The 24237-nt window shown below is 60.4% G+C and carries 26 protein-coding genes and 2 pseudogenes; 14 read left to right on the top strand and 14 right to left on the bottom strand.

Translation table 11 applies throughout. From position 1 onward, the window contains the following. Positions 1-2 precede the first annotated feature (2 nt). Positions 3-383, bottom strand: a complete 381-nt coding sequence (locus AC07OT_RS29365; RefSeq protein WP_405126434.1) for a lysozyme inhibitor LprI family protein — start codon at positions 381-383, stop codon at positions 3-5. Between the two features lie 247 nt (positions 384-630). Between AC07OT_RS29365 and AC07OT_RS29360 the strand changes: the two genes are divergently transcribed. From AC07OT_RS29360 to AC07OT_RS29345, 4 genes are read left to right on the top strand one after another with little or no spacing between them, the layout of a single operon-like run. Next, positions 631-1980: a GntT/GntP/DsdX family permease gene (locus tag AC07OT_RS29360; RefSeq protein WP_495109724.1), complete on the top strand. Its 1350-nt coding sequence runs from the start codon at positions 631-633 to the stop codon at positions 1978-1980. Between the two features lie 12 nt (positions 1981-1992). Continuing rightward, positions 1993-2853 (top strand): MurR/RpiR family transcriptional regulator, encoded by an 861-nt coding sequence (locus tag AC07OT_RS29355; protein ID WP_027607656.1) that lies wholly within the window; start codon positions 1993-1995, stop codon positions 2851-2853. A 1-nt stretch (position 2854) separates the two neighbouring features. Then, entirely contained in the window at positions 2855-4318 is a 1464-nt protein-coding gene (locus tag AC07OT_RS29350) for an N-acyl-D-amino-acid deacylase family protein (RefSeq protein ID WP_495109723.1), read from the top strand. A gap of 29 nt (positions 4319-4347) precedes the next feature. Next, positions 4348-4716, top strand: coding sequence for a glyoxalase superfamily protein (locus AC07OT_RS29345; RefSeq protein WP_253492012.1), 369 nt, complete (start codon positions 4348-4350; stop codon positions 4714-4716). Positions 4717-5322: 606 nt separating this feature from the next. Here the strand turns inward: AC07OT_RS29345 and AC07OT_RS29340 are convergent. Both AC07OT_RS29340 and AC07OT_RS29335 read right to left on the bottom strand, forming a co-directional pair. After that, positions 5323-5916, bottom strand: a pseudogene (locus AC07OT_RS29340) (methyl-accepting chemotaxis protein); the annotation flags it as partial. Between the two features lie 261 nt (positions 5917-6177). Next, positions 6178-7242: pseudogene (locus AC07OT_RS29335) on the bottom strand (methyl-accepting chemotaxis protein); the annotation flags it as partial. Between the two features lie 262 nt (positions 7243-7504). Between AC07OT_RS29335 and bamJ the strand changes: the two are divergent. Then, positions 7505-8122: a BamJ family beta-barrel-assembly machinery protein gene (gene bamJ, locus AC07OT_RS29330; RefSeq protein WP_003176055.1), complete on the top strand. Its 618-nt coding sequence runs from the start codon at positions 7505-7507 to the stop codon at positions 8120-8122. Positions 8123-8182: 60 nt separating this feature from the next. Here the strand turns inward: bamJ and AC07OT_RS29325 are convergent, their stop codons facing one another. The 3 genes from AC07OT_RS29325 to AC07OT_RS29315 form a co-directional block, all read right to left on the bottom strand. Next, positions 8183-8440 (bottom strand): PA4570 family protein, encoded by a 258-nt coding sequence (locus AC07OT_RS29325; protein WP_003194088.1) that lies wholly within the window; start codon positions 8438-8440, stop codon positions 8183-8185. 159 nt (positions 8441-8599) lie between these two features. Continuing rightward, positions 8600-8941, bottom strand: a complete 342-nt coding sequence (locus tag AC07OT_RS29320; RefSeq protein ID WP_003230858.1) for a zinc ribbon domain-containing protein YjdM — start codon at positions 8939-8941, stop codon at positions 8600-8602. Between the two features lie 191 nt (positions 8942-9132). Beyond that, positions 9133-10101 carry a polyprenyl synthetase family protein gene (locus AC07OT_RS29315; RefSeq protein WP_027607652.1) on the bottom strand — a complete coding sequence of 323 codons (969 nt, stop codon included), beginning with the start codon at positions 10099-10101 and terminating at the stop codon, positions 9133-9135. Positions 10102-10340: 239 nt separating this feature from the next. On the opposite strand from AC07OT_RS29315, the gene rplU reads away from it, so the two are divergent. The 7 genes from rplU to AC07OT_RS29280 all read left to right on the top strand — a co-directional run bounded on the left by rplU (position 10341) and on the right by AC07OT_RS29280 (position 15909). Continuing rightward, positions 10341-10655, top strand: a complete 315-nt coding sequence (gene rplU / locus AC07OT_RS29310; protein ID WP_003176051.1) for a 50S ribosomal protein L21 — start codon at positions 10341-10343, stop codon at positions 10653-10655. A 34-nt stretch (positions 10656-10689) separates the two neighbouring features. Then, positions 10690-10947, top strand: coding sequence for a 50S ribosomal protein L27 (gene rpmA / locus AC07OT_RS29305; RefSeq protein ID WP_003176049.1), 258 nt, complete (start codon positions 10690-10692; stop codon positions 10945-10947). A gap of 194 nt (positions 10948-11141) precedes the next feature. After that, entirely contained in the window at positions 11142-12365 is a 1224-nt protein-coding gene (cgtA, locus tag AC07OT_RS29300; RefSeq protein WP_015885843.1) for an Obg family GTPase CgtA, read from the top strand. Between the two features lie 109 nt (positions 12366-12474). Continuing rightward, positions 12475-13593, top strand: a complete 1119-nt coding sequence (gene proB, locus AC07OT_RS29295) for a glutamate 5-kinase (protein ID WP_065939004.1) — start codon at positions 12475-12477, stop codon at positions 13591-13593. Positions 13594-13609: 16 nt separating this feature from the next. Further along, positions 13610-14074, top strand: coding sequence for a CreA family protein (locus AC07OT_RS29290; protein ID WP_027607650.1), 465 nt, complete (start codon positions 13610-13612; stop codon positions 14072-14074). Between the two features lie 101 nt (positions 14075-14175). Further along, the gene (locus AC07OT_RS29285) at positions 14176-14658 is read left to right on the top strand and encodes a glutathione peroxidase (protein WP_065925972.1); all 483 of its coding nucleotides are present in this window, start codon (positions 14176-14178) and stop codon (positions 14656-14658) included. A gap of 147 nt (positions 14659-14805) precedes the next feature. Further along, positions 14806-15909: an NADH:flavin oxidoreductase gene (locus AC07OT_RS29280; protein ID WP_092359315.1), complete on the top strand. Its 1104-nt coding sequence runs from the start codon at positions 14806-14808 to the stop codon at positions 15907-15909. An 858-nt stretch (positions 15910-16767) separates the two neighbouring features. Here the strand turns inward: AC07OT_RS29280 and AC07OT_RS29275 are convergent. Together AC07OT_RS29275 and cysZ are read right to left on the bottom strand one after the other, a co-directional pair. Next, a complete protein-coding gene (locus AC07OT_RS29275) occupies positions 16768-17946 on the bottom strand; it encodes a glycosyltransferase family 4 protein (protein ID WP_495109722.1) in 1179 nt (392 codons plus the stop codon). A 54-nt stretch (positions 17947-18000) separates the two neighbouring features. Next, entirely contained in the window at positions 18001-18765 is a 765-nt protein-coding gene (gene cysZ, locus AC07OT_RS29270) for a sulfate transporter CysZ (RefSeq protein WP_137212841.1), read from the bottom strand. Positions 18766-19059: 294 nt separating this feature from the next. Between cysZ and trxB the strand changes: the two genes are divergently transcribed. Beyond that, positions 19060-20022 carry a thioredoxin-disulfide reductase gene (gene trxB / locus AC07OT_RS29265; protein WP_025858049.1) on the top strand — a complete coding sequence of 321 codons (963 nt, stop codon included), beginning with the start codon at positions 19060-19062 and terminating at the stop codon, positions 20020-20022. A gap of 103 nt (positions 20023-20125) precedes the next feature. On the opposite strand, the gene AC07OT_RS29260 is transcribed toward trxB, so the two are convergent. The 6 genes from AC07OT_RS29260 to AC07OT_RS29235 are packed head-to-tail and all read right to left on the bottom strand — an operon-like array spanning position 20126 to position 23063. Then, on the bottom strand, positions 20126-20467 hold the full coding sequence (locus tag AC07OT_RS29260) for a HopJ type III effector protein (RefSeq protein WP_495109721.1): 342 nt from the start codon (positions 20465-20467) through the stop codon (positions 20126-20128). Then, entirely contained in the window at positions 20460-20756 is a 297-nt protein-coding gene (locus AC07OT_RS29255) for a DUF1244 domain-containing protein (RefSeq protein ID WP_065939008.1), read from the bottom strand. The genes AC07OT_RS29260 and AC07OT_RS29255 overlap by 8 nt, the downstream gene beginning before the upstream one ends. 23 nt (positions 20757-20779) lie before the next feature. After that, positions 20780-21151: a dihydroneopterin triphosphate 2'-epimerase gene (gene folX / locus AC07OT_RS29250; RefSeq protein ID WP_003194073.1), complete on the bottom strand. Its 372-nt coding sequence runs from the start codon at positions 21149-21151 to the stop codon at positions 20780-20782. Positions 21152-21153: 2 nt separating this feature from the next. Then, the gene (gene folE, locus AC07OT_RS29245) at positions 21154-21714 is read right to left on the bottom strand and encodes a GTP cyclohydrolase I FolE (RefSeq protein ID WP_027607643.1); all 561 of its coding nucleotides are present in this window, start codon (positions 21712-21714) and stop codon (positions 21154-21156) included. A gap of 20 nt (positions 21715-21734) precedes the next feature. After that, positions 21735-22445 (bottom strand): dihydromonapterin reductase, encoded by a 711-nt coding sequence (gene folM / locus AC07OT_RS29240; protein ID WP_495109720.1) that lies wholly within the window; start codon positions 22443-22445, stop codon positions 21735-21737. Between the two features lie 57 nt (positions 22446-22502). After that, positions 22503-23063 (bottom strand): antibiotic biosynthesis monooxygenase, encoded by a 561-nt coding sequence (locus AC07OT_RS29235; protein ID WP_065939011.1) that lies wholly within the window; start codon positions 23061-23063, stop codon positions 22503-22505. 214 nt (positions 23064-23277) lie between these two features. Between AC07OT_RS29235 and AC07OT_RS29230 the strand changes: the two genes are divergently transcribed. Further along, on the top strand, positions 23278-24237 hold the full coding sequence (locus AC07OT_RS29230; protein ID WP_495109719.1) for a MerR family transcriptional regulator: 960 nt from the start codon (positions 23278-23280) through the stop codon (positions 24235-24237).

Below are 24237 nucleotides of genomic sequence, written 5' to 3'. Positions count from 1 at the left end.
TTTTATGGCCCGACCAGGTCTTCCAGTTCCTGGGCGCGGGTCTGGGTCATGTCCAGCACGCAGCCGGTGCCGTTGACCTGGTCGATGGTGCCACCGGTGGCGGAGCCGGCGAAGGCACAATTGGCGTCCCGGTATTTGATCCACAGGCGCTGCAGGTCCTGCAGTTGCTGCCTGCGGTTGCCTTCCTGGGCGGCGAGGGCGGTTTTGTAGGCTTTGTTCAGGCGCGTGTCTTGCACCTTGGTTTCCTTGACGTTGCAACCAACCATGTCAGCGGTGGTGTTAGCGCCGTCCATGCATTTTTTCAGCGCCGGGTTGTCGGCAGCGGCGGCAGTGCCGCACACGGCGAGAAGCAGGGCGCCGGCGGCGAGTGTGGTGCGAATCATGCTCGATTTTCCTGGCAACGGTGGATGTGCATTCTATGACTCAAGGGTATTCGTTGAGTTTCCAGCCTTCTCCGATCTTCATGTAAGAACACCCCCCGGATTTTCATGCACGGCCCTTGGGCATGTCCCAACGCGACAGCGCTTATCTATGGGCGAAAGTTACTTTCATAAAATTTGAAAATGCTCCTCGGTAATGATTTATGAGTTTCACAATCAATTCGACGTGACCCTTTCCGAGGAGTACCGCATGGCCGCATCACCGGGCTTCGGGCTGTTGGCATACGCTGCCATCGCCATCATTGCTTTGATCGTGCTGATCGCACGTTACCGGCTCAACCCGTTTATCGTCATCACCCTGGTGTCCATCGGCCTGGCGCTGATGGCCGGGATGCCGGCGGACACCATCATGGGTTCCTACGAGGCCGGCGTCGGCAAAACATTGGGGCATATCGCCCTGGTCGTGGCACTGGGCACCATGCTCGGCAAGATGATGGCCGAGTCCGGTGGCGCCGAGCAGGTGGCGCGCACCCTGATCAACCGTTTCGGCGAACGTAATGCCCATTGGGCCATGGTGTGCATCGCCTTCCTGGTGGGGCTGCCGTTGTTCTTCGAGGTCGGTTTTGTGTTGCTGGTGCCGATCGCCTTTACCGTGGCGCGGCGCGTGGGGGTGTCGATCCTGATGGTCGGCCTGCCGATGGTTGCCGGCCTGTCGGTGGTGCATGCGTTGGTGCCGCCACACCCGGCGGCGATGATGGCCGTGCTGGCGTATAACGCGTCGGTGGGGCAGACCGTGCTCTATGCGATCCTCATCGGTATCCCGACGGCGATCATTGCCGGCCCGGTGTACGCCAAATTCATCGTGCCGCACATTCACCTGCCGGCGGAAAACCCGCTGGAACGCCAGTTTATCGAGCGTGAACCTCGCGAGCGTTTGCCGAGCTTTACGCTGACCATGGGCACCATCCTGTTGCCGGTGGTGCTGATGATGATCGGTGGTTGGGCCAACGTGATTTCCACCCCGGGTACGGGCTTCAACCAGTTCCTGCTGTTTATCGGCAACTCGGTGATCGCGCTGCTGGTGGCGACCCTGGTGAGTTTCTGGACCCTGGGCCTGGCGCAGGGCTTCAACCGCGAGTCGATCCTCAGGTTCACCAATGAATGCTTGGCGCCGACTGCGAGCATCACCTTGTTGGTGGGCGCGGGTGGTGGCCTGAACCGGATCCTCGTGGATGCAGGCGTCACTCATGAGATCCTCGGCCTGGCCCACGCGTTTCAGTTGTCGCCGCTGGTGATGGGGTGGCTGTTTGCGGCCCTGATGCGCATCGCCACAGGTTCGGCCACGGTGGCCATGACCACCGCATCCGGCGTGGTTGCGCCGGTCGCCCTGGGCCTGGGTTATCCACATCCGGAATTGCTGGTGTTGGCCACTGGCGCGGGTTCGGTGATCTTTTCCCACGTTAACGACGGCGGCTTCTGGCTGATCAAGGAATACTTCAATATGACGGTGATCCAGACCTTCAAGACCTGGACCGTGCTGGAGACTTTGATTTCGGTGGTCGCCTTCGGTCTGACTTACGGCCTGTCCTGTATTTTGTAACCCGGAGCCTTCATGGACATCCTCTACCAGATCCGCGCCCGTCAGGATTCCTTCAGCGCCGGCGAAGGGCGTATCGCCAGGCTGATGCTGGAGGATGTGGGCTTTGCCGCCTCGGCCAGCCTGGAAGAGCTGTCCCAACGGGCCGAGGTCAGTACCGCGACCTTATCGCGGTTTGCCCGCAGTGTCGGTTGCCGGGATTTGCGCGACCTGCGCCTGCAACTGGCCCAGGCCAGCGGCGTCGGCAGCCGCTTCCTGGACCCGGCGGGGCTGCCTGAACAGTCGGCATTTCATCGGCAGATTCTCGGCGATATCGAAGCGACGTTGCGCCAGCACTTGTCGGGTTTCAACCAGGCGAGTTTCGTCGATGCGGTCAACCTGCTGGGCAAGGCGCGGATGATCCACGCGTTCGGCATGGGCGGGCCGTCAAGTTTGTGCAGCGATGAATTGCAGGTGCGCCTGGTTCGCCTGGGCTACCCGATTGCCGCCAGCCACGACCCGGTGATGATGCGCGTCACGGCTGCAACCCTGGGGCCGGAACACGCGCTGATTGTCTGCTCGCTCACCGGCCTCACCCCTGAATTGCTCGATGTGGTGGCGCTGGCACGCAACTACGACGCGCGGATCGTCGCCATCACCCTGGCCGACTCACCCCTGGCGCAGTTGGCGGATGTGCTGCTGCCGCTGCAACCGGCCGAAACCAGTTTTATCTACAAACCCACGGCGGCGCGCTACGGCATGCTGCTGGCCATCGACCTGCTCGCCACCGAACTGGCGCTGGCCCTGCCCGACGACAACCAGGAGCGCCTGCGCCGGATCAAGCTGGCCCTCGACGATTATCGCGGCGGCCCTGACCGCCTGCCGCTTGGAGATTGATATGACGTACGACACGCTGATTCGCCAGACGCTGATCATCGATGGCAGCAACACCGAAGGGTTTGTCGCCGATGTGGGGCTGCGTGACGGGCGCATCGAGACGATCGGCGACTTGTCGACGGCGTGTGCCGAGCATGAAATCGATGGGACTGGCCGGGTGCTGGCGCCGGGCTTTATCGATGTCCACACCCACGACGACACGGTGGTCATCCGCCAGCCCCAGATGCTGCCCAAGCTCAGCCAGGGTGTGACCACGGTGATTGTCGGCAACTGTGGCATCAGCGCCTCACCGGTGAGTTTGCGCAGCGATCCGCCGGACCCGATGAACTTGTTGGGCAGCGCTGCGGCGTTTGTTTATCCCCGGTTCAGCGACTATCGCAGCGCCGTTGAAAGCGCTCATCCAGCGGTCAACGTCGCGGCATTGATCGGTCACACGGCGCTGCGCAGTAACCACATGGACGACCTGCATCGCACCGCCACACCGGCGGAAATCGCCGCCATGCGTGTGCAGTTGCACGAAAGTCTCGAGGCCGGCGCTCTCGGTTTATCCACCGGCCTGGCCTACGCCAGCGCGTTCAATGCCGAGACCGATGAGGTGCTGCAACTGAGTGAAGAACTCACGGCCTTCGGTGCGGTATACACCACCCATTTGCGCAGCGAATTCGAACCGGTGCTGGAGGCGATGGACGAGGCTTTTCTGATCGGTCGGCACGCACAGGTACCGGTGATTATTTCCCACCTCAAATGTGCGGGCGCGGGGAACTGGGGGCGTAGTCCGCAGCTGTTGGCGGCGTTGGAGTCGGCGGCGAAAACCCACCCAGTGGGGTGTGATTGTTATCCCTACGCGGCCAGTTCTTCGACCCTGGACCTCAAGCAGGTGACCGACGCATTTCGCATCACGATTACCTGGTCGACGCCGCACCCGGAAGTGGGGGGGCGCGACTTGCAGGACATTGCCGGCGAATGGGACGTCTCGTTGATGGATGCCGCTCTTCGTCTACAGCCTGCGGGAGCGGTGTACTACGGGATGGATGAAGCGGATGTGCGACGCATCCTTGCGCATCCATTGTCGATGGTGGGGTCTGATGGGTTGCCCGAAGATCCGTTTCCACACCCACGCTTGTGGGGGGCGTTTCCACGGGTGCTGGGGCATTTCAGCCGGGATGTCGGTTTGTTCCCGTTGCACACCGCCGTGCACAAGATGACCGGCTTGTCGGCAGCGCGTTTTGGGTTATCCGAGCGTGGTGAAATTCGTGAAGGGCACTGGGCCGACCTTGTGTTGTTCGATCCGTTGCGGGTGCGGGATGTGGCGGATTTCAATGAGCCACAGCGGGCAGCGCAAGGCATTGATGGCGTGTGGGTCAACGGCGTATTGAGCTACAGCGATGGCCAAGCGAACGGTCAGCGACCGGGGCGCTTCCTGGCGCGCAGTGGGGATTTGCGTGGTGGGTTTTCGACTCTATAGTGGGCGCTTTCATACACGGAGCGGTTGCCATGCACTTAGGAAACGTCACCCCCATCCTGCGGATTTTCGACGAGGCCAAGGCCTTGGAGTTCTACGTCGACTTCCTGGGATTCAAGGTCGATTGGCAGCATCGCTTTGAGGCGAACTATCCACTCTATCTGCAAGTGTCGCTGGGCGATTGTGTACTGCACCTGTCCGAACATCATGGCGATGCTTCGCCGGGCGCGGCGGTGCGGATTCAGGCGCAAGGGGTGGACACGTATCAGCAGCAGTTGGCGGGCAAGGATTACCGTTACGCCAAGCCTGGGGTTGAGGAAACGCCTTGGGGATCGCGGGAGATGAGCATCAAGGATCCGTTTGGGAATCGGGTGGTGTTTGTTGAGGAAGGTGAGGGCTGAGAGGTAAATCGCAGGCAATAAAAAACCGCCTTGGTAGGCGGTTTTTTATTGCAATCCCAGTTTGCGGCTGGGGTTGCTGTCTCACAGGAGCACTGACGTGTTGGAGAATACTACTGCTGCTTTAAGGTTTTTTACAAGGGCTGACGATAACTGGTTTTATTGGTTTTCAATTGCAAAGAACAGCAACAACTTTTGAGGGCGATTAGTTGTTACTTGTAACACCTTGGCGTAGATGGCTGAGCTAGCATCACCCGCGTTCTGTGTTCATCGTGAGGAAGGTTGGCTGGGTTCGCGCGCAAATTTTGGACCGACTGCCACGGGCTTGCAATCCGTGCCGGATTAATGCGGGAGGACCATCAACCCAGCCGCCTCACAGGAGCACTGACGTGCGTCCAAAGGCCCACATGTTCCGGTAAGTGTGCTGGAGGTAAGGCCCAGCTCACGGAGGGCCGAGTATGTCTAGGTTTGCACGACGTACATGGAACCTCGTAGTGAACTGCCTACGTGCTTATCACGTATGGAAGTTCCTGCGGGACAGCTTCGATGACTGCTAACGTCTGAGAGGTGGAGCCGCCTCGGTATATGCCGAGGCGGCTTTTTGATTTCTTACACCCGGAAGTGACTGACCATCTGCTGCAACTGGCTACCCAAACGCGCCAGTTCCACGCTCGATTTCGCCGTTTCATTGCTCGCGGTGGCGGTCTGCTCGGACACATCACGCACATTCACGATGCTGCGGCTGATCTCTTCGGCCACGGCGCTTTGTTCCTCGGCGGCTGCGGCAATCTGCTGGTTCATGGACTGGATGTTCGACACCGTGCGGGTGATATTTTCCAGGGACACACCGGCCTTGCGCGTCAGTTCGACACTGCTGTCGGTGAGGCTGCGGCTGTTGTTCATCACGTTGGCGACTTGCTGGGTGCCGTTCTGCAAGCCGGCGACCAGGCCTTCGATTTCTTCGGTGGATTTCTGTGTGCGCTGGGCCAGGCCACGCACTTCGTCGGCGACCACGGCAAAGCCGCGACCGGCTTCACCGGCACGCGCCGCTTCGATCGCTGCGTTGAGCGCGAGCAGGTTGGTCTGTTCGGCCACCGCCTTGATCACGTCCATCACGCTGCCGATCTTGTTGCTCTCTTGTTGCAGGTGCGCCATGGCATCGGTGGAGCGCGCCACTTCGGCGGCCAGGCGTTCGATCTGGGCGATGGCCTCGGCCACCACTTTATCGCCTGCGCGGGCCTGGCCGTCAGCGTCGGCGGCAGCCAGAGAGGCTTGCTCGGCGTTGCGTGCGACTTCCTGCACGGTGGCGGTCATTTCGTGCATTGCCGTGGCGACCTGATCGGTCTCGATCTTCTGGCTGTTCACACCGGCGCTGGTCTGCTCGGTCACGGCCGACAACTCTTCGGCGGCGCTGGCGATCTGGGTCACGCCGTCGCGAATCCCGCTGATCAGTTCACGCAAGGTGGTGCCCATGCGCTGGATGCCTTGTTGCAGTACGCCCAGCTCATCGCGACGGGTGACCTGGATATTGTGGCTGAGGTCGCCGGAGGCGATGCGCTCAACCACGGCCAGGGTTTCTTGCAGTGGGCGGGTGATCTGGCGGGTGATCACCAGTGCCGCGATGATACCGACCAGCAGTGCCAGCAGCGTGCTGATCAACTGCAGGCTACGGGCCTGGGCGCTTTCGGCGTCGCGACGATCCAGCTGGATGTCATACAGCTTGTCACTGATGGTGACGATATCGGCGCCTTGGGTGGTCATTTCGGCACGGGCAGCCACGATATTGGCGTTGGCCGTCTTGTAGTTTTGAACGGCTGTGCGATAGGCGCCCAGGGCGGTTTCCAGGGCGCTCAGCGCGCTTTGCTGGCTGGCGCCGAATGCGTCACTGAGGCCTTTCAAGCCGCCGATGGCTTTCTCGATTTGTGCCGCAGCGCGGGCTTCGGTGTCCGGGTTGACGTTGTTGGTGTAGCCACGCACTTCGTAGCGGGCCAACTGGAACGCCTGCTTGGCGTTGGTCACCGCCTGAAACTGAGTGAAGCGCTCCGGGCTGTCGGGCATCTGCTGCACGCTGGTGTCCAGCGCATCGATCTGGGCGTTGGCGATATCGGCCTTGTCCCCCATGACCTGGCGAGCAGCGTTGCCGTTACGGTAAGCCTCACGCATTTTGTTCAGGGATTGCTGATAAGCCGTGATGATGGCTTTCTGCTCGTTGAGCAGCTTGACGTTTTCCGGGCTCTTGAAGCTGTCCAGGAGTTTCTGTTGCTGGGCAGCAAAGGCATCCAGGCTGGTCTGCACGTTCTGCGCCACGGCTTCATCGCCGTTGGCCAACATGTATTGCAGGCGCACGATGCGCAGTTTGGTCAGCGACGCGTTGAGCTGGGTAATGTCGCTCATCCAGTTACTGCGGTCGATCAGGCTGCCCAGGCTGGTCCAGCCGGTGAAGGCCAGGATCGAGGTGAGAACCAGTACCAGGCCAAAGCCCAGGCCCAGTTTGAGGTTGACGCTGATGTTACCGAACCAGCTGTTCATCGAATGCTCCGCGAAGGTGATTTTTTGTCTGCTGGACGGTGTTGTTGTTTGAGCCAGCCAAAGTGTGTAGCGCTGTATCGGCGGGGAGGTTTGAATCTGAAGCGCTTTTATTGCGCGTGCGACGAAGGGTCGCGATCCCGGTGCCGCGCCGCGGTGGGGGGCTCATCACCAGCAGGTCTTGTGTGCTAGTCTGCTGGCCCTTTTAGTTCAGGGCGGCGCGCACATCACTGTTTCCAGTGCTGCCCTACAGCGGAGCCTCTTCATGTCCGAAGTTAATCTGTCCACCGACGAAACCCGCGTCAGCTACGGTATCGGCCGTCAGTTGGGCGACCAACTGCGTGACAACCCGCCACCGGGTGTGAGCCTGGACGCGATCCTGGCTGGCCTGACCGACGCATTCGCCGGCAAACCAAGCCGTGTTGACCAGGAGCAAATGGCTGCCAGCTTCAAGGTCATCCGCGAAATCATGCAAGCCGAGGCCGCTGCCAAGGCTGAAGCTGCTGCCGGTGCTGGCCTGGCGTTCCTGGCTGAAAACGCTAAGCGTGATGGCATCACTACCCTGGCTTCCGGCCTGCAATTTGAAGTGCTGACGGCCGGTGACGGCGCCAAGCCGACCCGTGAAGACCAGGTGCGCACTCACTATCACGGCACCCTGATCGACGGCACTGTGTTCGACAGCTCCTACGAGCGTGGCCAGCCTGCAGAATTCCCGGTGGGTGGCGTGATCGCCGGCTGGACCGAAGCCCTGCAACTGATGAATGCCGGCAGCAAATGGCGCCTGTACGTGCCGAGCGAACTGGCTTACGGCGCTCAAGGCGTTGGCAGCATTCCGCCGCACAGCGTGCTGGTATTCGACGTCGAACTGCTCGACGTTCTGTAAGACCTGCTGCTTACCTGTGGGAACGGGGCCGTTCGTTCCCACAGTGTCTTGCCGGTGTGTTCATGGATGGAACTTGCCATTGAGCTCCGTCGCCGGGCGCAACGCTCGGGCATAGCAGAACAGAAACAGATTACGCACCACTTCCTTGAGCACTCCTGGTTCACTCGAACTCAGGCCGTTGACGTCCAGGTCACCCTGATCCTGCAATTCATTCAGCGCTTCTTCTTCCAGCACCGCACAGACTTCGCCGGTTTCCCGATGAAGGATGCGCAGGTAAGGGTGTGGGCGGTCGAGCCAGGCATCTATCAAATAAGTCATGGGTACATCTCCTTGATGGGTTTCAATGAGAATAATTCTTATTCGTAGAATAGCAAGTGCCTATTGGCAGTTTCCTGGTTTTTCTGTGTGGATATTGCGAGGGGTCAACGGGGAGGGCAAAACGCCATCCCGCGCGGGCGCGGGATGGATGCAGCAGGTTCAGACTTTGCGCACGAACTCGGACTTGAGTTTCATCGGGCCGATACCGTCGATCTTGCAATCGATATCGTGGTCGCCGTCGCACAGGCGGATGTTCTTGACCTTGGTGCCGACCTTCACGACCAGGGACGTGCCCTTGACCTTGAGGTCTTTGATCACGGTGATGGTGTCGCCGTCCTGCAGGACGTTGCCCACAGAGTCTTTCTTCACGGTTTCATCGCCGGCCACTTCGGCCTCGCCATTGGCGGACCACTCATGGGCGCATTCCGGGCAGATCAGCTGGGCGCCGTCTTCATAGGTGTATTCGGAATTGCATTTCGGGCAGGGTGGCAACGTGCTCACTAAAGCTCCTTGAGATTCAGGGATGACTAAAAGTCGCACATTATATAGGGTTTTGTGATGTTGCAGGCTGTATGAAATCCAAATGTGGGAGGGGGCTTGCCCCGATGACGGTGTTCCAGTCGATATATCGACTGGCTGATCCACCGCCATCGGGAGCAAGCCCCCTCACACATTGGTCTTGCAGGTATGTCTTAGTGAGTACGGGCGACCGCAAACTCACTCAGCTCAACCAGGGCATCCCGGTACTCGCTGGCCGGCAGGGCTTGCAGGCATTGGATCGCACGGGCCACGTAGTCGCGTGCCAGTTGCGCGGTGTACTCCAGGGAACCGGACGCTTCCACGGCAGCGCGGATGGCCTCCAGGTCTTCGATCCCGCCTTTCTGGATCGCCTTGCGCACCAGAGCCGCCTGTTCCGGCGTGCCTTCGCGCATGGTGTAGATCAGCGGCAAGGTCGGTTTGCCTTCGGCCAGGTCGTCGCCGACGTTCTTGCCCAGGGTCTCTGCATCGCCACGGTAGTCGAGCAGGTCGTCCACCAGCTGGAATGCCACGCCCAGGTGATCACCGAAGGTTCGCAGGGCTTCGGCCTGCTCGGCGGTCGCGCCACAGAGCGCGGCGGCACTGTGTGTGGAGGCTTCGAAGAGCATCGCGGTCTTGCCGCGAATCACTTCCATATAGGTTTCTTCGGTGGTGCTGGCGTCGCGAACCTTGGACAGCTGCAGCACTTCGCCTTCAGCGATGATGCGCGTGGCCTGGGAAAGAATCTTCATCACCGGCATCGAGCCGAGCTCGACCATCATTTCGAACGAGCGCGAGTACAGGAAGTCGCCCACCAGCACGCTCGGGGCATTGCCCCACATCGCATTGGCGGTCTCGCGGCCACGGCGCATGCCGGACATGTCGACCACGTCGTCATGCAGCAGGGTCGCGGTGTGCAGGAATTCGATGGTGGCGGCCAGCAGGCGCAGGTCATCGCCTTCGCGGCCCAGGGCCTTGCCACACAGCAGCACTAATAAAGGACGCAGGCGTTTACCGCCCGCCGACGTAATGTAGTCGCCAATTTTGGAGACCAGCGGCACTTTAGACGTCAGCTGCTGCTTGATGATGCCGTCGACGGCGCTAAAATCGTCCGCGACCGCGCGGTAGAAAGCTTGGGGTTGCATCAGCGACAGTCGCTCCAGAAGGGTTGCGCGGCATGCTAGGACCCTGACCCCCGGGTGTCAAGGCGCGATAGACGGCCACTTGCAACACCCATTTACCTTGCGTACAATCGCGCACCCTGAACTTCCTGGGCAGCACCTGCCTTACGCAATTGCATTCGGGACGTCCATCCCATGCAGCCATGCCAGCCAATACCTCTTCTTATAAAGCGCTGGGTGAGCAGGATTATCGGAGAAATACCATGTCGTACGCAGTAATTGTTACTGGTGGCAAGCAATACAAGGTCGCCCCAGGTGAATACCTGAAGATCGAAAAACTGGAAATCGCTACCGGCGAATCCGTTACCTTTGATCGCGTTCTGTTGGTCGCCAATGGCGATGACGTGAACATCGGCGCTCCAGTTGTTGCTGGCGCTACCGTTGTGGCTGAAGTGATCTCCCAAGGTCGTCACGATAAAGTCCGCATCATCAAGTTCCGTCGTCGTAAGCACCACATGAAGCGTATGGGCCACCGCCAGTGGTACACCGAGATCAAAATCACCGGTATTCAGGCTTAATTTCAGCCTAATTCCTCACTAGGAGAATTGACTCATGGCACACAAAAAAGCTGGTGGTAGTACCCGTAACGGTCGCGACTCAGAAGCCAAACGCCTTGGCGTTAAGATGTATGGCGGCCAGAAAATCATTCCGGGCAACATCATCGTGCGTCAGCGCGGCACCCAATTCCACGCCGGTTACGGTGTTGGCATGGGTAAAGATCACACCCTCTTCGCGAAAATCGAAGGCGTGATCAAGTTTGAAGTAAAAGGCGCGTTCAACCGCCGTTACGTGAGCGTTGTCGCCGCTTAATTGCGCGATCGCTGGAAAAGCCCTGTCTTGCGACGGGGCTTTTTCGTTTGTGGAGTGAGTCTCTTGCAAAGCTGTTTGTAATGGGCTCAAGCAGCTGGATTTGCGGCTGTTGATTGAGGTCGCTGCGCTCATTTTTGCAAGAGTCTTATGTCTTGGTTTCTTAAGCTCGTCCGTGCGGCGAGAGGCGTTTTGTTATGAAGTTCGTTGATGAAGTTTCCATCCGAGTAAAAGCAGGCGACGGCGGTAACGGTTGCATGAGTTTCCGTCGCGAAAAATTCATCGAAAACGGTGGCCCCAACGGCGGTGACGGCGGTGACGGCGGTTCCATCTACATGATGGCCGACGAAAACCTCAACACCCTGGTGGACTACCGTTACACCCGGCATTTCGATGCCGAGCGTGGCTCCAACGGCGGCAGCACCGACTGCACCGGTAAAAAAGGTGAAGACCTGGTACTGCGCGTACCGGTCGGCACCACGATCATCGACTCCGCGACCCAGGAAGTGATTGGCGACCTGACCAAGGCCGGCCAGAAACTGATGGTTGTACAAGGCGGCTGGCACGGTCTGGGTAACACCCGATTCAAGTCCAGTACCAATCGTGCACCGCGCCAGACCACGCCGGGCAAGCCGGGCGAGCAGCGCGACCTGAAGCTGGAAATGAAGGTACTGGCTGACGTGGGCCTGCTGGGCCTGCCGAACGCCGGCAAAAGTACCTTCATCCGCTCGGTGTCGGCCGCCAAGCCGAAAGTCGCCGACTACCCGTTCACCACCCTGGTGCCAAACCTGGGCGTGGTCAGCGTCGACCGCTGGAAAAGCTTTGTGATCGCCGACATTCCCGGCCTGATCGAAGGGGCTTCCGACGGTGCAGGCCTGGGGATTCGCTTCCTCAAGCATTTGTCCCGTACCCGTTTGCTGCTGCACCTCGTCGACATGGCGCCCTTGGATGACACCAGTGCACCGGACGCCGCCGAAGTGATCGTCAGCGAACTGACCAAGTTCAGCCCGGCCCTGGCCGAGCGTGATCGCTGGTTGGTGCTGAACAAATGCGACCAGATCCTCGAAGAAGAGCACGAGGAGCGCGTCAAGGAAATCGTCGATCGCCTGGAATGGACCGGTCCGGTCTACGTGATCTCGGCGATCGCCAAAGAAGGCACCGAGCGCCTGACCCGCGACATCATGCGCTACCTGGAAGACCGTGCCGACCGTCTGGCGGCCGACCCGGTATTCAAGGCCGAACTCGCCGAACTCGATCAGCAGATCGAAGACGAGGCCCGTGCCCAGTTGCAGGCCCTGGACGACCAGCGTGCCCTGCGCCGCAGCGGCGTGAAGTCGGTCCATGACATCGGCGACGATGATTGGGACGAAGAAGACGTGGATGACGAAGACGGTCCGGAAATCATTTACGTGCGCGACTGATCCGTTGCGATAAACTTGAACGCCGCTCCCAGGAGCGGCGTTTTGGTATCCGGGTATAACGTTATGGGCGGCGCTGGGTCGCGCGGCCCTCAATCTAAGGTTGAAGATGATGCGGAGCAAAGTGACAGGTGCGCAGCGCTGGGTCGTAAAGATCGGAAGTGCGCTGCTGACGGCAGATGGCAAAGGCCTGGATCGTGCAGCCATGAGCGTCTGGGTCGAGCAGATGGTGGCCTTGCATGAAGCAGGTGTCGAGTTGGTGCTGGTGTCGTCCGGGGCGGTTGCCGCCGGGATGAGCCGCCTCGGCTGGACCGCGCGACCCAGCGCGATGCATGAGCTGCAAGCCGCCGCCGCCATCGGCCAGATGGGCCTGGTGCAAGCCTGGGAATCCAGCTTTGCCGAGCATGGCCGCCACACGGCGCAGATCCTGCTGACCCACGATGACCTGTCCGACCGCAAGCGCTACCTCAATGCCCGCAGCACCTTGCGTGCGCTGGTGGAACTCAAGGTCATCCCGGTGATCAACGAGAACGACACCGTGGTCACCGACGAAATCCGTTTCGGTGACAACGACACCCTGGCCGCGCTGGTGGCCAACTTGGTGGAGGCCGACCTGCTGGTGATCCTCACTGACCGCGACGGCATGTTCGACGCCGACCCGCGCCACAACCCCGATGCCCAACTGATCTACGAAGCGCGCGCCGATGATCCGGCGCTCGACGCCGTGGCCGGCAGCGTCGGCGGCGCCCTGGGCCGTGGCGGGATGCAGACCAAGTTGCGCGCAGCGCGCCTGGCAGCACGTTCCGGGGCCCACACCATCATCGTCGGTGGGCGCCTGGAGCGTGTGCTGGATCGCCTCAAGGCCGGTGAGCGCATCGGTACGTTGCTGTCGCCCGAACGCGGCATGCTGGCGGCGCGCAAGCAATGGCTGGCTGGGCACTTGCAAACCCGTGGCACCCTGGTGCTCGACGATGGCGCGGTGTCGGCGTTGTCCCAGGGCAACAAGAGCCTGCTGCCGGTGGGCGTCAAGTTGGTGCAGGGCAGCTTCCGCCGTGGCGAGATGGTGGTATGCGTGGCGCCTGACGGTCGTGAGATCGCCCGGGGCCTGGCCAATTACAGCGCCCTGGAAGCGCAGAAAATTATCGGACAATCGTCTGACGCGATTGTCGGACTCTTGGGTTACATGGCGGAACCGGAACTGGTTCACCGCGATAACCTGATCCTGGTCTAAACAAAGGGAATACACGATGCGCGTGATGAAGGGATTGCTCGGCCTGCTGCTGGCCCTGCCGCTGCTGGCTTCGGCCGAAGAAGTTGGCCAGGTGTCGACGGTGTTCAAGTTTGTCGGCCCCAACGACCGGATTGTGGTCGAAGCGTTCGATGACCCCAAGGTCGACGGCGTGACCTGCTATTTATCGCGCGCCAAGACCGGCGGCGTGAAAGGTGGCCTGGGCTTGGCCGAAGACCGTGCCGAAGCCTCGATCGCCTGCCGTCAGGTCGGCCCGATTCGCTTCAAGGGCGAGCTCAAGGACGGCGACGAAGTGTTCAAGGAACGTACCTCGCTGGTGTTCAAGACCATGCAGGTGGTGCGTTTCCTCGACAAGAAGCGCAATACCCTGGTGTACCTGGTCTACAGTGACCGCTTGATTGAAGGCAGCCCGCAGAACGCGGTGACGGCGATTCCTATTCTGCCGTGGCCGACCGCTCAGTAATCCGCAGGCGAGTTTTGCAATCGGCGTCTATGATTGCAGGCTTGCGGGTTGTAATCTCGAAGCGCTGCTTTGCTAAGAACATGGGAAATCTGGAGTTCGTCATGAGTGCTTTCCACGACCTGAAACTCAAAGCTTTGGACGGACAAGAGCTGCCGCTGGCGCCCTTCAAGGGACACGTTGTGCTGGTGGTCAACGTAGCCTCCAAATGTGGCTTGACCCCGCAGTACGCGGCGTTGGAAAACCTTTATCAGCAGTACAAGGACCAGGGATTTACCGTGCTTGGCCTGCCGTGCAACCAGTTTGCAGGCCAGGAACCGGGCACCGAGGAAGAAATCCGCGAGTTCTGCAGCCTGAACTACGGCGTGACCTTCCCCCTGGGCAGCAAACTCGATGTGAACGGCCCTGAGCGTCACCAACTGTACCGTTTGCTGGCGGGCGAGGGCGCCGAGTTTCCAGGGGATATCACCTGGAATTTCGAGAAATTCCTGCTGGGCAAGGATGGCCGGGTCCTCGCGCGATTCTCGCCGCGCACCGCACCGGATGATCCGACGGTCGTGCAGGCTATCGAAAAAGCCCTGAATTGAGCACCAGCAGGCGCAGCTTCAAGTTTCAGGCTTGAAGCTGGCCGCTGCTTTCATACCCCTTAATCACCCAAATCAATAGTGCTATTCAGCACGCTGCACTCCTCATATTATCCGCATCATAAACCTCGTCTTCCGCGGAGTGCTCCCATGCCTGTCCAAGCCTTGTTCAAACCGTTCCAGCTCGGTGCACTGCAGCTGTCGACCCGTGTAGTCATGGCGCCGATGACCCGTTCGTTTTCCCCAGGTGGCGTGCCTGATTCCAAGGTCATCGAGTACTACCGCCGCCGTGCCGCTGCCGGCGTGGGCCTGATCATTACCGAAGGCACCGTGGTCGGTCACCCGGCCTCCAACGGCTACCCGAATGTCCCGCATTTCTACGGCGAGGCGGCGCTGGCCGGCTGGAAGAAGGTCGTCGATGCCGTGCACGCCGAAGGTGGCAAGATTGTCCCGCAGCTCTGGCACGTGGGCAGTGTGCGCCGCATCGGTACCGAGCCTGACGCCAGTGTGCCGGCCTACGGCCCGATGGAAAAACTCAAGGATGGCAACGTGGTCGTCCACGGCATGACCGCCCAGGACATCCAGGAGGTGATCGCCGCGTTTGCCCAGGCCGCCAAGGATGCCCAGCGCATCGGCATGGACGGCGTGGAAATCCATGGCGCCCACGGCTATCTGGTCGACCAGTTCTTCTGGGAAGGCAGCAACCAGCGCACCGACGAATACGGCGGCAGCCTGGCCAACCGTTCGCGCTTTGCCATCGAGTTGATCCAGGCCACCCGCGCCGCCGTCGGCCCGGACTTCCCGATCATCTTGCGTTTCTCCCAGTGGAAGCAGCAGGACTACACCGCGCGCCTGGTGCAAACCCCCGAGGCGTTGGGTGAATTCCTCAAGCCGTTGTCTGATGCCGGTGTGGATATTTTCCACTGCTCCACCCGTCGTTTCTGGGAGCCGGAGTTCGAAGGTTCCGACCTCAACCTCGCCGGCTGGACCCGCCAACTCACGGGCAAACCGACGATCACCGTGGGCAGTGTCGGCCTGGATGGCGAGTTCCTGCAGTTCATGGTCAATACCGACAAGGTTGCGCAACCGGCCAGTCTGGAAAAACTGCTGGAGCGCTTGAACAACGACGAGTTCGACCTGGTCGCTGTTGGTCGTGCGCTGCTGGTAGATCCGGATTGGGCCGTGAAGGTGCGTGAAGGTCGTGAAGGCGACATTCTGCCGTTCAGTCGCGAGGCGTTGACGACCCTGGTGTAGGGTGGTTGGAGCCCAGGCCTGCGCTCACTATCGACGGTTGAGCGTGAAGGTTTAGCTGTTTCAGGCGAAAGGCTGGGTAGTGAGTACCCGGCCTTTCGCTTGTGTTCAGGCCATCATTTGCCTCAATGCTTATTATCTTATCTTTGGTCCATATGGATTAGAGCGAGAAGTGCTGTCCGTCTGGTCGGAACGTGCCCATTGAGGTGGCCTGACGGAACATTGCTCCTGGTTTGGGCGCGTACCGCCAGGTCGTGGGAGGCCGTCAGCGGGCTGTGGGCGTTGCCAGTCGTTCTGCGCCGTTTGCCAGTGATGTTGCGGGCGCGTGGACTGCGGACAGTTGTCAGGGGTGTGCAGTGGACGTTGCCAGTCGTTCTGCGCCGGCCGCCAGGCGTTTTGCGGGCGGGTGGGCTGCGGGCGGTTGTCAGGGTTGTGCGATGGGCGTTGCCAGTCATTCTGCGCCGTTTGCCAGTTGTTTTGCGGGCGTGAAGGTTGCGGGCGGTTCCAGCCAGTGTTTGCGTGGTTCTGGTGGTTGTGACCGCTTCCGGATGGGGAGGCCCATGCGGATGGGGTGATTGGTTGGAATCTCAGCGGCATTGATCCATTTATCAGTGTCGACATAGTGCTCTCTATTGGTTTTTCAGCATGAATGACCTGCCTTGTTCGAGTGTGTTTCACAGGAAGACACCCCTCTTGGGGCAGGTGCCATATAAGTGGCGATAATCCGCTCGACGTTCCGGAAATATCCTGTTGTGGCGTGCCGATTCAGGCAGTCCCAGGCGGGGATTCCTACCGTTGAAACCAGTATTCAATGGGTAGGCAGGCAGGGCGGGGAATTGGCCTACGTTATTCGTAGAGCGTTCAACGAATGTCAGGCAGTGTTGGAGCTGCCAAATGTTCTGCGCACACATCGCGTAACTGGTTCTCGAACTGCTCGATAATCGCCGGCCAGCCCTGGCGGCTCGCATGTTGGCGTGCATTGAGGCGGGCCCTGCGCAAATGTTCGCTGTCTTCCAGCAACCATCTGGCCGCATCGCAAAACGCGTCCTCATCACCCGGCATGGCCAGCACACCGTTGTAACCATGGCGGATATGCTGGGTCGCCGCCGCCTGGTCGTACGCCACCACACCCAGCCCGGAGGCCATGGCTTCGAGCACCACATTGCCGAAGGTTTCGGTCAGGCTGGGGAACAGGAACACATCCCCTGATGCGTAATGCCGCGCCAGTTCTTCGCCGCGCTGGGTGCCGCAGAACACCGCGTCGGGCAGGTCGCGCTCGAGCATCGGGCGTTGCGGGCCATCGCCGACGATGATCAGCTTCAGCCGACGCTGTGGATAAGTTGCCTGCAGCGCGTCAAAGCAGCGCTTGAGCAGCCCGAGGTTTTTCTCCTGGGCCAGGCGCCCCACGTGCAGCACGGCAATATCGTCGTCTTCCAGGCCCCAGCTTTCCCGTAGTGCGTTGTCACGCTTGGCCGGGTGGAATAACTGGCTGTCCACCCCGCGCGCCAGCATCCCCAGGCGCTCGAAATGCCGACGCTCCAGTTCCAGGCGTTGGCTGGCGCTGGGCACCAGGGTCAAGGTCGAACGGTTATGAAACCAGCGCAGGTAGTGCGTGACCATGCGGCTTAACAGGCTCAGGCCGTACTGGTTGGAGTACTGCTGGAAATTGGTGTGAAAACCGCTGACCACGCTGATTCCCAGGCGCCGTGCCGCCCGCAGCGCCGACAGCCCCAGCGGCCCTTCAGTGGCGATATACAGCACGTCCGGGCGCTGGCGGGTCCAACGGCGCAGCAACTTGTGCATCGACGACTGGCCCCATTGCAGGCCTGGGTAACCCGGCAGCGGCCAGCCGCGGCAGAGCAGCAAGCCATCATCGCTGGGCCGGCTTGCATCGGCGCCCTGGCGCGGGCGAACCAGTTCGACTTGATGGCCGCGCGCGCGCAAACCTTCGCACAGGCGGCCAAGGGTATTGGCCACCCCGTTGATCTCTGGCGGGAAGGTTTCGGTGATGAGAGTGATGTGGAGCGAAGCTGTCGTCATGACCCACAGTGTCGCCGTGGGCCATGTCGCCATTGTGTCATGCAGATGATGGATTTATGACTTGGCCACTTTCGGCGTCGCCATGGCCTCGGCGCCCTGTTCGCGCACCCAGAACAAGGTCGCCCCGGCCACTGCCGCCGGCATCATCAACAGGTTCACCACCGGTACCAGCAGCACCAGGTAGACGATGCCGCCGAAGCTCATGCTCTGCCAGCGCTTCTGGCGCAGCCAGGCGAGCATTTCGTTCCAGCCCAGCTTGTGGTTGTCCGCCGGGTAGTCGATATATTGGATCGCCATCATCCACACGCCGAACAGCAACCACAATGGCGCGGCGATCAGGTTGACCACCGGAATGAACGACAGGATAAACAGGCCGATGGCCCGTGGCAGGAAGTAGCCCAGCTTGCGCATTTCCCGGGCCAGGGTACGCGGAACCATTTCAATCAGTTCGCCCCAGCTGAATGCCGGGAAGTCATCGGTACCCCGTACCACCACTTCGACTTTCTCGGAAAGAAAGCCGTTGAACGGTGCCGCGATGATATTGGCGAGCATGGTGAAGGTGAAAAACACCATCAGCACCACCAGCACCACAAACAGCGGCCATAGCAGGTAATTCAGAAAGCTCAGCCAGCCGGGCAGGGTCGGCATCAAGTGGTCGACCCACAGGCTGAACTGATGGCCGGCAAAGTAGATCAAGCCGACGAACAGCATCAGGTTGATCGCCAGCGGCAGCAGTACAAACAGGCGCAGGCCGGGGCTCAGCACCAGTTTGAGGCCTTCACGCAGGTATTGCGGGCCGGAAAGAACAGGGGCGGGCATGGAGAACTCCGAGCAGGATGACGAACGCGCCGACCTTACCGGCTTTGCCTTCAAGGCGAAAGCGTGGTCGGTGTGACGACATCAACGGTAACAAAGGCGTCGATTAATCGGCCTGACTGCATAGAGACCGCCTATGAGCTGGATTGTTATTCCGTATTTCCTTAATCTTGCCCCCCTCGATACGCTGCACCCATTATTTTTCAGGGCCTGCGAGTTAAAGCCTTCCCCAAGTGCTTCGTGGTCCCTTTTTTATTCCAGCCGTCTTGTAGTCCGGGCGGTCGATAGGAGTGAGTCATGTCTGATACCCGTCATTCGCGAGTGATTATTCTCGGTTCCGGCCCTGCCGGTTACAGCGCTGCCGTCTACGCTGCCCGGGCCAACCTCAAGCCGCTGCTGATCACCGGCATGCAGGCGGGCGGTCAGTTGACCACCACCACTGAAGTCGACAACTGGCCGGGCGATGTCCACGGCCTGACCGGTCCGGTGCTGATGGAGCGTATGAAAGAACACGCCGAGCGCTTTGAAACCGAGATCGTGTTTGATCACATCAACAAGGTCGACTTCTCCAAGAAGCCTTACAGCCTCACCGGCGACAGCGGCGTCTACACCTGCGACGCACTGATCATCGCCACCGGTGCCAGCGCTCGCTACCTGGGCCTGCCATCGGAAGAAGCGTTCATGGGCAAGGGTGTTTCCGCTTGCGCCACCTGTGACGGTTTCTTCTACCGCAACAAGCCGGTCGCCGTGGTCGGTGGCGGCAATACGGCCGTGGAAGAGGCGCTGTACCTGGCCAACATCGCCAGCACCGTGACCCTGGTTCACCGCCGCGAGACGTTCCGCGCCGAGAAGATCCTGATCGACAAGCTGCACGCCCGTGTCGCCGAAGGCAAGATCATTCTCAAGCTCAACGCCACCCTGGATGAAGTCCTGGGCGACAACATGGGTGTGACCGGCGCTCGCCTGAAAAACAACGACGGCAGCTTCGACGAGCTGAAAGTCGACGGCGTGTTCATCGCCATCGGCCACACCCCGAACACGTCGTTGTTCGAAGGCGTGCTGGAAGCCAAAGACGGTTACCTGGTGGTGCAAGGCGGTCGTGAAGGCAACGCCACCGCGACCAACATCGAAGGCATCTTCGCTGCCGGCGACGTGGCCGACCACGTCTACCGCCAGGCCATCACCTCGGCCGGCGCCGGTTGCATGGCGGCCCTGGACGCCGAGCGTTACCTCGACGGTTTGAAGGACGCTGCGTTCTAAATTGTTGAAATAAAAAAACCGGCTGCGAGGCCGGTTTTTTTATGGGGGCAATTTTAAATCTGGGAGGGACAAGCCCTCTCTCACATTTTGATCTGCATCTGACTCAGGATTTGCGGGTCAGTGGCTGGGTGGCGAATTTCACACCTGCCAACCCATGGGCAATCAACGCGCGGATATTGCCATGGTCACTGCCCTCAGGCGTGGCCACCACCGAACGGTAATGCTCGCCAAATGCGAGCAGCGCTTCCTGGTCGCTCAAGCCTTCCAGCAGCGCCAGGCCCAAGGTCTTGCACGAACCTTCGTTCTGCCCGGCAGCGTTTTCCACATCGCCATTGGTGAAGGCCTGTGGCTGGTAATCGTAACCGGCAGCGACAAACGCCAGGGTGTCGGCAAAAACGTGTTCGCCACTGTTGAGGCTGGCGCGCAGGGTGTTCAAATCAGTCATGGGTTTTTCCTTTGGCAAACGCCGCCTGTTGCTCGGCGCTGGCTTCTTGCTGGAATTGGGCTTTCCACTCGGCGTACGGCATGCCGTACACCACTTCACGGGCGTCATCGAGGCTCAGCTCGATCTGGCGTTCGTCGGCCTCGGCCTTGTACCACTTGGACAGGCAGTTACGGCAGAAACCGGCGAGGTTCATCAGGTCAATGTTCTGCACATCCTTGCGGCTGTCCAGGTGCGCCACCAGGCGGCGGAAGGCGGCGGCTTCGAGTTCGAGGCGTTGTTGATCGTTCATAGGGCTCACTGACAATTCAGGGGTTAGCGGCTGGCCGCCAGGGTAATCGACACCGACTCGGCAAAGCGCAGCGCATGGGGCTTGTCCACTTCGACTTCGGCGTACAGCACCGATTCGTTGCTCATCACCAGGTCCAGCAGTTCCTGGGTCAGGCGCTCCAGCAAGGCAAAGCGATTGCCTTCCACGTGGGCGATGATGGCCTTGGTGATGGTGCGGTAGTTCAGCGCGTGGTCGATGTCGTTGTCGCGCACGGCTTCCTGGGCGGCATACAGGATGGTCAGGTTGATCAGCACATCCTGCTTGTTGAGGATTTCGTCCTCATTGATACCGATGAAGGTGCGCAGGCACAGGTCCTTGACCCGGATGCGCGCCATGCCTGGTTGAAGTTGTGGCATTGCTACTTGCTCCGTCCAATCAGTTGCAGGAACTCCATGCGCGTGGTGTTCGACTCGCGGAACGCGCCGAGCATCACCGAGGTGTTCATGGTTGAATTCTGTTTTTCCACGCCGCGCATCATCATGCACATGTGCTTGGCTTCGATCACCACGGCCACGCCGGCGGCCTGGGTCACGTCCTGGATGGCGTCGGCGATTTGCCGGGTGAGGTTTTCCTGGATCTGCAGGCGCCGGGCGAACATGTCGACGATGCGTGCCAGCTTCGACAGGCCCAGCACCCTGCCGGTCGGAATATAGGCCACGTGGGCCTTGCCGATAAAGGGCAGCAGGTGATGCTCGCACAGTGAATACAGCTCGATGTCCTTGAGGATCACCATCTCGTCGTTGTCGGAGGCGAACAGTGCGCCGTTGACGATTTCCTCGAGGTTCTGTTCATAGCCATGACACAGGTACTGCATGGCCTTGGCGGCGCGCTTGGGGGTGTCGAGCAAGCCTTCGCGTTCCGGGTCTTCGCCCAGGCCCTTGAGGATCTCGCGGTAATGGTGGGGCAGGGATAAGGTCATACAACATCCTCACAAACGGCTTATTTGATATGCCGCCCGCCGTTGACGGTCAGGGTGGTACCGGTGACATAGGGGTTGTCCAGCAGGTAACGCACACTCTGGTAGATCACCTCGGGGCCAGGCTCGATGCCCAGGGCCGACTTGGCCAGCACCTTGGTGCGATAGGCAGCGTCGTCCTCTTCGTTGAACATCACCATCGCCGGGGCGATGCCGTTGACCTTGATCAGCGGCGCAAACTGCGCGGCGAACGACAGCGTGAGGCTGTCGAGCCCGGCCTTGGTGGCGCAGTAGGCGATGTGCTGGCGGCTGCCCTTGCGCACCACGTCATCGCTGATATGCACGATGTCGGCAGGTGTAGAGCGTTGCAGCAAGGGTGAACAATGCAGGTTGATCAGGTACGGCGCAAGCATGTGCACGCTGAACATGTCGGTAAAGGCACGGCTTTCGTCGCCCGGCGCCTCCGCGACCCAGGCCGAAGCGTTATGGATGATCGCACGCAGGCTTTGGGTGTGGCTGTTCAGTTCAGCGATAAACGCGAGAATCCCGGCTTCGGTGGAAAAGTCGGCAAACACGCCGACTGCGCCACGCTCACGCAGGGCCTGCACGCCGGGGCGTTCGCTGCGGTAGCTGAAAATCACCGGCTGGCCTTCGTCCAGCAGGCGCTCGGCGCAATGCAGGCCGACGCGCTGGCCGGCGCCGGTGATCAGGATCGGGGCGTTCGTTGCAGTCATGGGAGGCTCGCGTCGCTGGCAGGCGCAAATCATACCAGCGACGGGCCGCCCCTGTACTCACGCCGCCGCTTCGGAGGCCTTGCGCGGGGCTGGCGCTGGGTGCAGCCAGTTCGCCAGCAGGTGGGTCGACAGCGGAATGAACCAGTACACCATCAAGGGCGTGAGTGCCATTGTGCTGACCAGCACACGTGGCCCCAGTTCGAGTTCACTGAGCAGCGGCCCCAGGACGAAGTTGAACAGCAGCGACACCGGGAAAAACGCCAGCCAGATCGCCACCGCCTGCTTCCAGCGGGGCGGACGGGCACCCGCTGCGCCAAACCAGCCATCGATGCCCCGTACACGGTGCTCGGACGGGTCGGCGAATAAATCGCTGCCACGGCTCAACCACGCACTGCGTGAGGCGGAAAACTCCCAGGCGTGCAGGGTCTTCTCATCGGCGAAGCGGAAAATGATCTGGAATTCATCGTCATTGGGCGGTGGTGCCAGCACGCCGGAGCCCAGGTAACCGGGGAAGTCGGTGGCCAATTGCTCGCCTTCGCGAAGCCAGGCCATCAGTTCTTCGTAGCGCCCTTTGGCCACGCGGCGCGCAACCATCAAGGTGACGGGAGAGGTAGACATTATGTATCTCCAAATGTACGGGTGCACTGGACCGGGTAGGTGGCGCACAGACGACACTGCGGGGTGTTGCAGCGACGTGTAAAAAGCAGGCAAGGATTATTCCTGTTTTACCCGAATACACCAGCGACATTGGTCCGAAAAGCGGGAAACTTGAAAAAGACAGGTGTAAAGGCGTTAAATGAGCGCCCAGTTAACGTTGCTTTTTTGGTCAAAAATGCCCGTGATTACTGCTCCGCTTGAAAGTGTTTCGCATCTGGATTCCACTGATTCCGATGAGCTGTTTCCGATCCGTGAAGTCTCGAGATTGACAGGCGTCAACCCGGTCACCCTGCGTGCCTGGGAGCGCCGTTATGGGCTGATACAGCCCACGCGCACCGAAAGTGGGCATCGCCTCTATTCCAAGGCCGATATACAGACAGTCCATCGTATTCTCGATTGGATCGAGCGCGGCGTGGCCGTGAGCAAAGTGGGCAAGATCCTCGCTCGCGACGATCAGCAGGCCGAAGCCGTGCGTGCGCAGCGCGATGCCGTCGAGGAAAGCGAATGGCCGCAATGGCAGGCGCGGCTGATGCAGGCCGTCAGCGACTTCGATGACCGTCAACTGGAGCGTGTGTATGGGCAGGTCCTGGCGACCTACCCACTCGACGTGGTGTTTCAGGACATTCTGATGCCTCTGTGGAATGAGCTGTTGCGTCATCAGGGGCGTTTCGGCCAGGCCAGCGAGTGGCTGTTCTTCGACAACTTCCTGCGAGTGCGTGCCTTGGAGCGCCTGCAACTGGCGTGTGCTTCACCCGTGCCGCGGGTATTGCTGGCGGCCATGGCGGGTGAGTGCCGCAAGTTGGAGTTGCTGGTGGCGGCGCTCTTGATGAGCCGGGATGACCTGGCCGTGAAGGTGCTGGGCATGGGGCAGCCGTTTGACGAGTTGACGCTGGTCTGCGAGAAGACTCGCCCACAGGCGCTGATCCTCTTCTCCAATTACTCGCATAACCATGATCTTGCCGGGCGCTTGAACCGCTTGGCGTTGACCCTGGATTGCCCGCTGCTGCTTGCAGGTGCGGCGTCGGATCTTGCCGAGTACGACCTGGCCGGCACGTCCATCGGCTGCCTGGGCAATGAAGGTCGCTTGATGCGGCGGCGCTTGCAACAGTTTCTCAGCGGCGCGCTGGATACCTGA

This window comes from Pseudomonas sp. GW821-FHT09C10 (genome assembly GCF_059418085.1).
Note: the sequence above shows the minus strand (reverse complement) of the source record. Positions and strands in the feature narration are given on the sequence as shown.